This is a genomic window from Nostoc sp. CCY0012 (assembly GCF_963920855.1).
Lineage (GTDB): Bacteria > Cyanobacteriota > Cyanobacteriia > Cyanobacteriales > Nostocaceae > Cyanocohniella.
The window spans coordinates 15,513-28,155 of record NZ_CAWUDM010000047.1; the positions used below are offsets into that span (position 1 = coordinate 15,513).

Annotated in this window: 6 protein-coding genes and 1 other RNA gene; 5 read left to right on the forward strand and 2 right to left on the reverse strand. The window is 40.9% G+C overall.

All coding sequences use genetic code 11. From position 1 onward, the window contains the following. Positions 1-9: 9 nt before the first annotated feature. Complete coding sequence (locus ACM0OS_RS15250; protein WP_414544038.1) at positions 10-3,636, reverse strand: response regulator; 3,627 nt, start codon at positions 3,634-3,636, stop codon at positions 10-12. Between the two features lie 582 nt (positions 3,637-4,218). Here ACM0OS_RS15250 and ACM0OS_RS15255 point away from each other — a divergent pair. The 5 genes from ACM0OS_RS15255 to ACM0OS_RS15275 all read left to right on the forward strand — a co-directional run bounded on the left by ACM0OS_RS15255 (position 4,219) and on the right by ACM0OS_RS15275 (position 11,727). Next, positions 4,219-4,875: a general stress protein gene (locus ACM0OS_RS15255; RefSeq protein ID WP_414544039.1), complete on the forward strand. Its 657-nt coding sequence runs from the start codon at positions 4,219-4,221 to the stop codon at positions 4,873-4,875. A 248-nt stretch (positions 4,876-5,123) separates the two neighbouring features. Next, a complete protein-coding gene (locus ACM0OS_RS15260; RefSeq protein WP_414544040.1) occupies positions 5,124-6,761 on the forward strand; it encodes a mechanosensitive ion channel family protein in 1,638 nt (545 codons plus the stop codon). A gap of 18 nt (positions 6,762-6,779) precedes the next feature. Then, positions 6,780-8,108 (forward strand): DUF2254 domain-containing protein, encoded by a 1,329-nt coding sequence (locus ACM0OS_RS15265; protein ID WP_414544041.1) that lies wholly within the window; start codon positions 6,780-6,782, stop codon positions 8,106-8,108. 312 nt (positions 8,109-8,420) lie between these two features. Next, on the forward strand, positions 8,421-9,257 hold the full coding sequence (locus ACM0OS_RS15270; RefSeq protein WP_414544042.1) for a hypothetical protein: 837 nt from the start codon (positions 8,421-8,423) through the stop codon (positions 9,255-9,257). Between the two features lie 40 nt (positions 9,258-9,297). Further along, complete coding sequence (locus tag ACM0OS_RS15275; RefSeq protein ID WP_414544043.1) at positions 9,298-11,727, forward strand: TIM-barrel domain-containing protein; 2,430 nt, start codon at positions 9,298-9,300, stop codon at positions 11,725-11,727. Positions 11,728-12,247: 520 nt separating this feature from the next. On the opposite strand, the gene ssrA is transcribed toward ACM0OS_RS15275, so the two are convergent. Beyond that, positions 12,248-12,637, reverse strand: a transfer-messenger RNA (tmRNA) gene (ssrA, locus tag ACM0OS_RS15280). Positions 12,638-12,643 lie beyond the last annotated feature (6 nt).

Genomic DNA, 12,643 nt, shown 5'->3' on the forward strand with positions numbered 1-12,643 from the left:
TTCCTCGTACTATCTATATAACCATACCCGCAGCAGTGAAAGTAATTGTTCGGTATCCACTGGCTTAGTAATGTAATCAGAAGCACCAGCATCAATACACTTTTCGCGATCGCCTGGCATGGCTTTGGCTGTTAAAGCAATAATTGGTAATGAGCGGAATTGCGGTTGCTTGCGGATGGCAATGGTTGTTTCATAACCATCCATTTCTGGCATCATGATATCCATTAACACAGCATGAATGTCGGGATGCGCTTGCAGCATTTCAATGCCATCTCTGCCATTTTCGGCAAATAGTACTTCCATGTGATAGCTTTCTAAAAAGCTGGTAATGGCAAAAATATTCCGCAAATCGTCATCTATAATCAGAGTTTTGCGGTTAGCTAGCACTGGATCTGTTTGTCGCAACTGTTCTAGCATCTGACGCTTGGGCTGGGGCAAGTTTGCCTGTACTCGATGTAAAAATAGAGCAGTTTCATCAAGTAAACGCTCAGGCGATCGCACATTCTTAATAATAATCGTCTCTGCCAATCGTCTGAGTTGGGTATCTTCTTGTCTGGTTAATTCTTTACCTGTGTAAACGATGATTGGCAGTTTCAATAAACTGGATTGTTGTTTGATTTGTTCAATTAGTTCTAAACCAGTCATATCCGGCAGACCTAAGTCTAGCACCATACAATCAAATCGCTGTGATTGCAGAATTTCTAGGGCTGCGGTTCCTGTATACACTGCCGTACTTTTGACATCGCCATTACCAATCAATTCAATAATACTTTGAGCTTGTACAGGATCATCTTCCACTACTAACAGAGTTTTGACTTTACGTTCAATAAAGCTTTTAATTTCAGTCAATGCTTGATTGAGCTTTTCTGGAGATATGGGCTTTTGCAGATGGGTAATTGCTCCTAGCTGTAATCTGCGTTGTTCTCGATCATCGACAGACAAGATGTGTACAGGGATGTGTCTGGTTTCCGGATCACGCTTGAGACGATCCAGCATTGTCCAACCGTCCATATCTGGCATATGAATATCCAGGGTAATGGCATCAGGTTTATATTGTTGGGCTAACGCCAGTCCTTCTTTACTCTGTAAAGCCACAATGACTTTAAAACCCTGTTCACGGGCTATTTCTAAGAAAATACGGGCAAATTTATCATCATCTTCGACAATGAGTAAAACGCGATCGCCTGGTTGAATTTGCTGGCGATCATCGGGAATTGACTCAATTGGAGTGGGAATTATTGTTGCTGCTGGATTTGCAACTGGGGAAAGAGGTGGGGAAGATATAACTTCTTTTTCCGTGATGGCTTTGGGAATTGCTGTTAGTTCATTAACTGTGTAAGTCTGGGGTAAATAAAGAGTAAAAATACTTCCCTGTCCTCCTTGACTAAATAACTCAATTCTGCCCCCCAATAGTTGCGCTAACTCACGGCTAATGGACAAGCCTAAACCAGTTCCCCCATACTTGCGGCTAGTGGTACCGTCTGCTTGCTGAAATGCTTCAAAAATAATCTTTTGTTTTTCTTCAGGAATACCAATTCCTGTGTCACTGACAGCAAATGCAATCATGGGACTACCATTTTTGCTAATCTCTTCAGTCACCCTAATTTGTAATTTGACGCTGCCTTTTTCAGTGAACTTAAAAGCATTAGCAAGCAGATTTTTCAATATTTGTTGCAAACGTTTAGAGTCGTTAGCAATGGCATTTGGTAATTTATCATCCAGTTCCACTGCAAAATTGAGTTCTTTATCTTGAGCAATTTGACGAAAAGTCCGATCTAATGATGCCTGCAAATCGACAAAGGTGACTTGCTCAATATCTACTGCTAGGGTTCCCGATTCAATTTTGGCTAAATCTAAGATGTCATTAATTAATTCTAATAAGTCTGTGCCGGCAGCATAAATTGTCTGGCTATACTCTACCTGCTTGTCTGTTAAATGACCTTCGGTATTATCTGCCAGTAATCTTGCTAAGATTAACAGGCTATTAAGTGGCGTTCGCAATTCATGGGACATATTCGCCAGAAATTCGGATTTATATTTGGAAGATAAAGCCAGTTGTTTGGCCTTTTCTTCCAAAGACTGTCTGGCTTGCTCAACCTCACGATTTTTACGCGCAACTTCCCGATTTTGCACCTCAAGTAATTCGGCTTTTTCTTCTAATTCTTCATTTAGTTGCTGCAATTCTTCATTAGACTGTTTCAATTCCTCTTGTTGCTGCTTCAAGAGAAATTGCGATTCTTCTAACTCTTGCGCCTGCTGTTCTAAGCGTTGATTGCTTTGCTTGAGTTCTTCTTGCTGGAGTTGTAGTTCTTCTGTTAAAGCTTGAGACTCGTTTAACAAATCTTGTGTTTGAGCGTTGGCCGCAATATTATTTAAAAATATCCCAATAATTTCACTTAATTGTTCTAAAAATTGCAATTGTAGATGACCAAATTGCTGCAAAGAAGCTAGTTCAATTACAGCCGTTACCTGATTTTCAAATAGTACAGGTAACACAATAATATTTAATGGTAATGCGGCACCCAAGCCGGAATTAATACGAATATAATCACTAGGTACATCAGTTAAGAGAATTTTTTGTTTTTCTAAAGCACATTGCCCTACCAATCCTTCACCTAAGCGGAATTGATTAGATAAATGTTTGCGCTCTTGATAAGCATAACTACTCAGCAACTTTAAAACAGGCTCTTGGTAAGCCTCATCCATTAAATATAAAACCCCTTGCTGGGCGCCAACCAATGGTGCCAAATTGGACAAAATCATCCGAGATACGCCTTCTATATCTCGCTGTCCTTGAAGCATCTGGGTAAATTCAGCTAAATTAGCATTAAACCAATTTTGCTCCTCATTTTTTTGTGTGATATTTTGCAGATTAGCGATCATCTGTTTGAAAGTACGCGACAATATACCAATTTCATCCAGGCGATCGCTCTTTGGTAAACTTACAGATAAATTCCCCGCAGCAATCTCTTCCGCTGCATCAGAAAATTGCTTCAGTGGCTGGGAAATATGCCTAGATAACCAGAATCCAATTAAAGCTATGACTAGAGCCACAAAGGGAATACTAAAAGTAATACTATTTACAGTCCTTTGAGCAGCCACCCCTGCTTGTTCAGAGCGCTGCTGTAGGCGCAAATTTTCCTCTGCTTCAATTTCCTGGATGATCTGCCGAATTGCATCCATCAGTTGCTTACCCTGATCTCCCTGGACAGCTTTTTGAGCCGCTTCCCATCCTTGAGTTTCTCGCAAATTGAGAACTGCTTGCATGACAGCGATTCGCTCATTAATCAGTGGCTGTAACCTATTTAGTCGGTTTTGTTGTCCAGGATTATCTGCTAGTAACCGTTTAAGTTCTTGAAACGTTTCATCTAGCACTTTGATGGCAGAATTATAAGGTTCTAGATAAAGCTCGTCTTCACTAATTAGATAACCCCGTTGTCCAGTTTCTGCCTGTATAACTTGAAGCTCCAATTCGTCCAACTGACTGAGTATTTTGTATGTATCTTTTTCTTGCTCCGACGTTTTAACGAGTTCATTGGTACTTTGAAAAGAGATTAGACCAATCGTTACTAAAATTGCCAAACTCATGGCAAAACCCGCCCCGATTTTAGTTCCAATCTTCAAACGATTTAACATTTATATTATTTTTCCGGCTATTACTAATAAATATTTTTTTTAATTAAAACTCAAATAAGGCGATATTTGAACGATAAAAATATCATCTTCTGTAAATACAAAACGCTGCTAAGTATTCATAATCCAGTTTTTCAAGCATGATGGCAGCTTTTCATTATATCAATAAATCTGACAAGCATTCTAACTCATTCCCCAATGTATTTAGAGGAATTTCCCCATCCCCCACCTTCCTCTCTTCTCAATTTCTACGGTGTACACACAAGTGCTATCGGCAAGGGTTTCAAACCTTTTAAACTCTTTAATAGGACTTACGGACTCACCGCGAAAATAAAGGCTTTGAGATTGCTAGAGCCTCCGGCACGCTACGCGGTAAGCGCAGCCATGCCCGTTAGGGCTTTACTCTACGGTCGCAATGACGTAATTACGTTATCTACGGTATACATTTTAGCCCTTCTGATGGATACAAAGCTAAACCTATAGGTCGATGAATATTTAGATATTAGAAGACATACTGGGACGAGTATGACTACAAAAATTACCTTTGTGGCAACACATTCGTAATGATGTATGTAAGGAGGAAAAATGGTATCTCGACAATATAAGCGGGCAATTGGTACATTTGCTAATCGAGAAAAAGCCGAAGCAGCCCTAAATGAACTGAGAAGCTCAGGTTTTGTGATGGATAACGTTTCCATCTTGGCTAAAGACACAGGTAGCTATGACCAAATTGCTGGAGCTAATGTCGCAGATCGCGGTGAAACTGAGGCTCAAGAAGGTGCTGGTATTGGTGCAACCACAGGTACTGTCTTTGGTGGTCTTGGTGGCTTACTTGTAGGTCTTGAAGCTTTAATTATTCCTGGGGTCGGGCCCTTTCTAGCTGGTGGTACTATAGCAACTACCTTAGCTGGTGCTGGGATTGGTGCCGCGGCCGGTGGTATTGTGGGAGCGCTGACGGGTTTGGGTATTCCCGAAGAAGAAGCCAGAGCTTATAGTGAACGGGTATCTAGAGGAGACTACTTGGTAATCTTAGATGGCCCTGCTAACGAAATTGAGAAAGCTGCGGCTATTTTAATCAGTCGGGGTATTCGTGAGTGGAGGGTACATGATATCTCTAATGAACGTGGTACTGCTACCGATGTAGCTCCTACTACTGCTCATCGTAATACAGAGACATACAAAGATACGACTACTACCGATCCTAATGTGAAAGTGGTTGATCAAAGAGATCGAATTAGATAGTAGATTTTAACTAGCGATCGCGCTTTTAGCAAAAAACCTTAGACCAGGTGTGTCCACGCTAGAATATAGCAACGTCTTAATATCTCGATTGGGGAAGCAATTAATATTTTCCCCACAGGGGCTAGATTTCCCGCAGATGTGAAAAAACGCCTCAACAATAAGATTCGACACTCCCACGGCTAAAAGCGCGTGGGATTCTTGTTTTATCCAGATAAAAGTTTAAGTAGTTCACTAGATACACAAAATCAATGAATCGAAAACATCTGCGACAGTCATCAAATTCAATTAAATCTTGGATTACTACAACTTTGGTGTTTTTAATTCTCACCTTGTTGTTGATAGTTACACCTGCACGCGCAGCAGCGCAAGCATCGGTGAGTATTGATGGTCTTCCGGTATTTCAAGTTGGTAGTTCTCAACAATTTACCGCCGAGGAACGGGCAGAATCAATTAATTTGCGGCTACGTCAAATTGTCTTATCTCAAGAACCAATCCAAGTTGAAATTGAGGAACGCAATCAATCCCCAACTATTGTGGTGAATGAGCAATATCTGTTGACTGTTACCCAAACAGATGTTTTAGATAATAACACTCCCGAAGAACAGGCAAAAATTTGGGTGGAAAGACTAGAAGAGGTGTTGTTACAAGCTCAAAAAGAGCGCAGTGCTGGGTTTATTCGCAACTCGTTACTCCTGAGTGCTGGCGTTTTAATCATAGCAATTGCCTTGCACCAATCCTTGGGATGGCTATGGAAACGCTTTCGACAGGCAGTTTTGCAGCGCTTCCCTATATCTTCTGAGGAGGAAGAAGTTGATTCTAGTTCCGCTACAGCTCTACATTTATTGTTTACTTTTACCCTACTAGCAGGGCGGATTTGGTTATGGGTAACTGTAGCTCTCTATATTACTAATTTATTCCCCACCACTAGAATCTGGAGCTATCAGATTACTGAGCAATTGATTCAAAGCTTGACATCTCCCATCCTGACTTTGGGACAAAGCGAATATTCAGTGATTTATTTGCTGGTGTTATTGGTTTTGCTACTGGGACTGATGATTGTAGCTGGTGCGGCCACCAATCTTTTAAGAACCAGAATTTTGCAATTGACTGGTATGGAGCGGGGCGCTCAAGAGGCGATCGCAATCATCACTAAATATACAATTATTATTATTGGTACTATTGTTTTACTACAAATCTGGGGACTAGATTTAAGTTCCCTGACAATTTTAGCTAGTGCTTTGGGTGTAGGGATTGGTTTTGGTTTTCAAGACATTGCCAAAAACTTTGGTAGTGGTTTGATTTTACTGTTTGAACGCCCCATTCAAGTCGGTGATTTTATCCAGGTGGGTGATATAGAAGGTTCAGTGGAACACATTGGTGGTCGTAGTACCATACTGCGAACGGTAGATCAAGTTTCCATTATTGTGCCAAATTCACGTTTCCTGGAAGATCAAGTGATTAATTGGAGCTATAAAAACCCAGTTTCTCGGCTAAGAATCCCTGTGACTGTGGCTTACGGTTCCGATATCAGTGCAGTCAAATCGGCGTTACAGGGAGCTGCTAAAGGACAAACGGGAGTTTTATCGGTTCCGCCACCAACGATATTCTTTACTGGTTTTGGTGAAAGTGCTTTGAATTTTGTCCTCCTGGTCTGGACTGCTCAACCAAGCCAACAATATTTGATTAAAAGTAATTTATATTTTCGCATTGAAGAACTTTTCCGACAATACAATATCAAAGTTCCTTTTCCTCAGAGAGATTTGCACGTCCGTTCGGGAAATTTACCTTTAGAGTTATCGCCGGAACTAGAAGCAACTTTACGACAAATATCTGATAATCTCCAGAATAATTATGGTGGTAACAATAACTCCAAGGGCAATTTTTGAACCCCGAATTCATAAATCATGAAAAATGTCAAGTTAATCAAGGTTTGGGACGCACTTCATACTAGCTACTGGTTTTTGCCAGGAATCTTGGCCATAAGTTCGATAATTCTAGCAGTGGTAACATTGACTCTTGACCACATCATTGATTTTAATGATTGGGATTGGTTGTACGCAGGTGGCCCCGAAGGATCAAGAGCAGTACTTTCGGCCATCGCCAGTTCAATGATTAGTGTTACGGCTACATCTTTTTCTATTACCATTGTGGCTATGCAACTAGCTTCTTCCACTTTTGGGCCCAGGCTGTTGCGTAATTTTATGAAAGATACAGGCAATCAAATTGTTCTGGGTGTATTTATTGGCACATTTATTTATTCCTTGCTGGTACTGCGTGCCATTTATAATGAAGACTTCGATTTGTTTGTGCCTCATCTTTCTGTCACCGTTGGTCTTGCTCTAGCGATTCTTAGTATTGGCGTACTTATTTACTTTATTCATCATGCATCAACAATTATTCAGGTATCACATGTACTGCAAAGTGTGAGTGACGATTTAGATAAAGCGATTGAGCGATTATTTCCTGAAAAAATTGGTGTTAATCCTCAAGTAAATCAACCATATAGAGAAGATGTTCCACCAGATTTTTCATTGCAGGCTTACCCCATTAAAAATAATAAAAATGGTTATTTGCAAGCAATTAATGATGAAAAATTGATGGAGATTGCCCGTCAATATGATCTTTTAGTACATGTTAAATTTCGACCGGGCAACTTTGTTGTTAAGGGTAGTGAATTAGTAATGGTTTGGCCTGGGGTACGAGTAAATAACAAGCTGAAGCAGCAACTACAACAGATATTTATTATAGGAAAAGAACGTACAGAACAGCAGGATATAGAGTTTCCTATACAACAGTTAGTGGAAATTGCTTTACGTGCTATTTCTCCGGGAATTAATGATCCTTTCACTGCTATTCGGTGTATTGACCGATTGAGTGCAGGACTATGTTATCTAGTACAAAGGCAGTTTCCCTCACCCTATCGCTACGATTATGATAACCAATTGAGGGTGATGGTTCCATCCTTAGATTTTGAGGGCATAGTCGATCAAGCCTTTAACCAAATTAGACAATATAGCAATTCTGACGCTGCTGTAACAATTCGTTTACTAGAAGCGATCGCCTTGGTTGCTACTCATACCAAAAATCCTCACCATCGGGAAGTGTTGCGGCGACATGCTGACATGATTGAACGTGGTAGCCATGAAGGTTTACCAGAATCACAAGACCGCAAGGATGTCTACAGAAAATACGATGATGTTATTCAATCCTTGGCAGCAAACTATGAAATGTAGAAAATGACTCAGCGATTTTATCTTTCTTAAGGTAGACAAAAAATAATCAAATAGATAGAAGAGAAGATTATTTTCCTTGTTTATAATAGGACAATGTTTATAACTACCTATAAAAATCAAAAATTTTTTTTGTTGCAGAACTGTCAAAATTTCCAACAAAAAAGACTTTCTCATGATTTAGGTAGTTTATATGTCTCTGGTTTATTTACTACATCTTCATAATTTGTTTAATGAGATGTAAATAAATTAACTATGAGCAAAATTGGTGTATCTAACTTGCAGATAAAAAGTAGGAAAAAAGAGGAGTGTTTTATGGTGAATAAACTGAATAAAAATCAATCTACAAGCTGGACAAATAAACTATGGAAATCTAAAGGTGCTGCTGTTCTCATTTTGGGAACACTGTTAGTTTCTGCTTGTGAGAATGTAGTACCTGAAGCAACTGCGCCTGAAGAACCAGGAAACGTGACCACTGAACAAGTATCAGACCGCACAGAAGAATTGATTGGACAAACCGTAACTGTCAGAAGTGAACCAGAGAATATGGTAAGTCCTACCACCTTTACCATTGGGGACGATAAATTGTTTGGTAGTGATAACGTCCTCGTTGTCAACGCTACAGGCGAACCTTTGACTATTCCTGAAGGTCAAAATATAGAAATTCAAGCCACAGGGACAGTTCGCAGATTTAACCTGGCAGAAATTAATCAAGAGTACAAATTAAATTTGCAGCCAAACGTATACAGTGAATACGAAAATCAACCTACTATCATTGCTCAGTCGTTGGCATTAGCACCTAAACCCGGTGATATCACTTCCGACCCTACCTTCTACTATGGCAAAACTTTAGCAGTGGCAGGTGAAGTGGCAGATGTGAAAAACCAAGCTTCATTTGCTTTAGATGATGACCAATTATTAGGGGGAGAAAATTTACTTGTACTGCATACGCAAGCACAGCCACAAACGAGTGTAAATGATGGAGAAGATGTTGTTGTCACTGGTGTACTACGTCCGTTTGTCGTCGCTGAACTAGAACGAGATTACGACTTGACCTGGGATTTAACTTTGCAGAGACAGTTAGAAGCTGAGTACAGCAATAAACCTGTGTTAGTTGCCACAGGCGTTTATCCATCGGCAGTTGACCAATAAAAAACAGTCGCCAATTTCCTCCAATTCCCATAATTAGGTTATGAATTTTTGGAAACAAGCATTATTAAACCTACGCTTAATCAAATTGCGACGGTTTCTTGGTTCATTTTTCTATTCTTTGCAACGTGACTTTTTAGAGCGCCAGTTTCAAAGTTCCGGGGAAGTGTTTGGGGAAATTGGCAATATTCTTGACACTGAAGCTACCTCAACAGGTGGAAAGTTTTACTTTCAGAATGTGCAGCTAGAAATTTGTTTTCTGACGGCAGATTTAGTTCGCATTGATTGGCAACCTGGGGTACTTCCTATTCCCTATGCGATCGCTCGTTGTGATTGGTCAGAAGTTGACGTACAATTTCAAGCAGTAGGCGATGATCGCTGGATGATTTCCAGTACAGCAATCAAGATAATTGTCAGTCTCAACGGTAGTTTAGAATTTCAAAACGCCCAAGGGGAAATTATCAGAGAAGAATTACCTCCCCAACAAAAAACCTCTGGTTGGTTACATCAAGCAAAATTACGAAATGAAGAACATATCTATGGGTTAGGCGAACGCGCAGGCCCTCTCAACCTCCGCACATCATCCCAAACCAGCAGTTACGTGATGTGGAACTACGACGCTGGCGGTAGATACGGCCCAGGAACAGACCCACTTTATCTTTGCATTCCCCTCTACTTGGGTTTACATAACTCTGGTAGTTATTTAATTTTTTACGAAAATACCTATCACGCTACATTTAGCCTTAATGGTTGCGCGGCGGCTGACTTTGCTGGAGGTGCGTTGCGTTATTATTTCAGTATAGGCTCACCAGCCCAATTAATAGACCGCTATACAGAATTAACGGGTCGCCCAGCCCTACCACCTCGATGGGTATTAGGGTATCATCAATCACGTTGGGGCTATGAAACCGAAACCGCAGTCAGAGAAGCCGCGGAAGGATTTATCACCCATGATTTACCTTTGAGTGCAATTCACTTGGATATTGACTGTCAAGATGGATTTCGCGCTTTTACCATTGACCCTGACCGTTTCCCTAAGTTAGCTGATTTTAACCGAGATTTGGTAGCCAGGGGAGTACATTTAATTGCGATCGTTAATCCAGGTGTCAAAGCTGACCGCAAGAGTGAATTGTTTAAAGAAGGAAAGGCGCAAGATATATTTTGTAAGCTCTCCAATGGCAAAATGATCATTGCCCCTGTGTGGCCGGGAATGTCCGCCTTTCCCGATTTCACTAACCCCCAAGCCCGTCACTGGTGGAGTCGGCAGTATGAATATCTCCTAGATTTAGGCTTTAGTGGCTTTTGGCATGATATGAATGAGCCGGGAATCTTTGTTTTATGGGGAGATCCCAGTTTACCACCACATTCCACCCAGCATTTTATGGAAGGTAGAGGTGGTAATCATTTAGAGGCACATAATGTTTATGGATTACTGCAAGCTCAGGCAGGTTATGAGGCATTAAGTCAGTATCAACCAGAACACCGTCCTTTTATAGTTTCACGTGCAGGTTGGGCAGGTTTGCAACGTTATGCCTGGACTTGGACAGGAGATATTGAGACTAGTTGGACAGGCTTACGCCAAACCATTCCCACAGTCATCAACTTGGGTCTATCAGGTATTCCTTACAGTGGCCCAGATATTGGCGGATTTAAAGGCGACCCCAGCGAGGAACTGTATTTACGCTGGTTCCAGATGTCATGTTTTTTACCATTTTTTCGCACTCATTCTGCCAACAATGTCAAGCCGCGCACTCCTTGGAGTTTTGGTGAACCAACTTTGAGTATTGTTCGAGAATTTTTACATCTGCGCTATCGGCTTTTACCTTACTTATATACCCTCGCTTGGGAAGCAACACAAACCGGACATCCCTTAGTGCGTCCACTTTTCTGGGCTGACAGCGAAAATCAGCAGCTTTGGGGTGTGGAAGATGCGTTTTTATTAGGTGATGCTCTTTTGGTTGCACCTATTGTTGAAGAAGGGGCTACTTCCCGGACAGTCCTTTTACCCCAAGGACATTGGTATGATTTCTGGGATGATAACTTGTGGGAAGGTGCCAAAGAAGTGAATTTGGCAGCACCAAGGGAAGAAATACCTGTATTAGTTAAGGCTGGAAGTATTTTACCAACTGAAGCCGATGGAAAATTAACTTTGCATATCTACCCACCCGTTAACTTAACTGGTGGAGGTCGAATTTATAGTGATGCTGGTGATGGGTATGGGCCGTGGCGTTTAGATGAATTTTATCTTGAAGGCGATCGCCATCATCTAGAAATTATCTGGCAGCAACAGGGAAATTATGTTTTTCCTTACAACACAGTGCGTCTCCAGGTTCATGGAGTGGAAGTTCAAAAAGCCTGGGTAGACGGTGAAGAATTTAATTATCAAGGAAATTATTTAGAAATTGAGCGATTTCAGCGAGTTTGCTTACAGGCAAAAATCACCTCAAATGAGACAACAATGAGCAAAATCTAATGCCAAATAGGGAATTAGCGGAATCAAATCTGCTTAATTAGTCGCAAGCTTTCACAAACTGGGTTTTGGCAGCGGCGAATTTTTAGGCGTAGTTGTACCACTCTCTTCAGGGTTCTAATGTGGCAATAACTGTCATACTCATGCCACTTCGCTGGACTACAATTATGACAGTCTTGTTGTACACACTCCCAAACTGTTTTTGATGCAGATTCCGGCTTGGGTCTTCTCCTGGCCATTTAGCACCCCTATTGAAATTTTCTGTTTTGTTAGCTTACCTGAAATTTTTGTTTTTCTAGCTAGTTTTGTCACATTAGCAATGAAAACATACATCAGTCGTTGGTCATTGGTCAATAGCACCAAAAACTGATACCAAAACTACGCATCCCACGACTGTAGATGAAAATGAGCTAATTACAATGCTTTTACATCTGTGTGATTAGTTAAAATTCTTAACTTTTATATATAGAAAATAAAAATCCACCTAAACATATAACTGCTTGGTGGATTTGTTTTTAGTTATTAGTGGATCCGAGCAGAGTCGAACTGCTGTCCAAATTGGGTATTTACCCCCCGCTCATTCACAGGTTTAGCCTTTCTGACCCTCAAGGCGGGAATCGTTCATTATCCCGAACGTAGGATGCTCTGATTAATTCTTAGCTAACAAGCCAATCAGAGAACACTTGTTAGAGCGTCCGTTGGGGGTTGGTCTTCAATCCTTAACGGAGTCGAACCGAAGACGCTCGAACCTATAAGAGGTTTTTATGCAACTGCTAAAGCAGGCTTACGAGCAAAGCTAACGATGTTATTCGCATTTACTTTTTTTTTGAGCCTTTGATTTGCGAGAGGAGACTCACTCTCGACCTGAATCACAGAGTAGCGTTCGCCAACCTGTCGAAACCGTTACGGACCCATGTCT

What these genes read in the sequence shown, in the direction of transcription:
- ACM0OS_RS15255 (WP_414544039.1), top strand. Translation starts at nt 4,219, where the DNA reads ATGGTATCTCGACAATATAAGCGGGCAATTGGTACATTTGCTAATCGA.
- ACM0OS_RS15275 (WP_414544043.1), top strand. Translation starts at nt 9,298, where the DNA reads ATGAATTTTTGGAAACAAGCATTATTAAACCTACGCTTAATCAAATTG.
- ACM0OS_RS15270 (WP_414544042.1), top strand. Translation starts at nt 8,421, where the DNA reads ATGGTGAATAAACTGAATAAAAATCAATCTACAAGCTGGACAAATAAA.
- ACM0OS_RS15265 (WP_414544041.1), top strand. Translation starts at nt 6,780, where the DNA reads ATGAAAAATGTCAAGTTAATCAAGGTTTGGGACGCACTTCATACTAGC.
- ACM0OS_RS15250 (WP_414544038.1), bottom strand. Translation starts at nt 3,636, where the DNA reads ATGTTAAATCGTTTGAAGATTGGAACTAAAATCGGGGCGGGTTTTGCC.
- ACM0OS_RS15260 (WP_414544040.1), top strand. Translation starts at nt 5,124, where the DNA reads ATGAATCGAAAACATCTGCGACAGTCATCAAATTCAATTAAATCTTGG.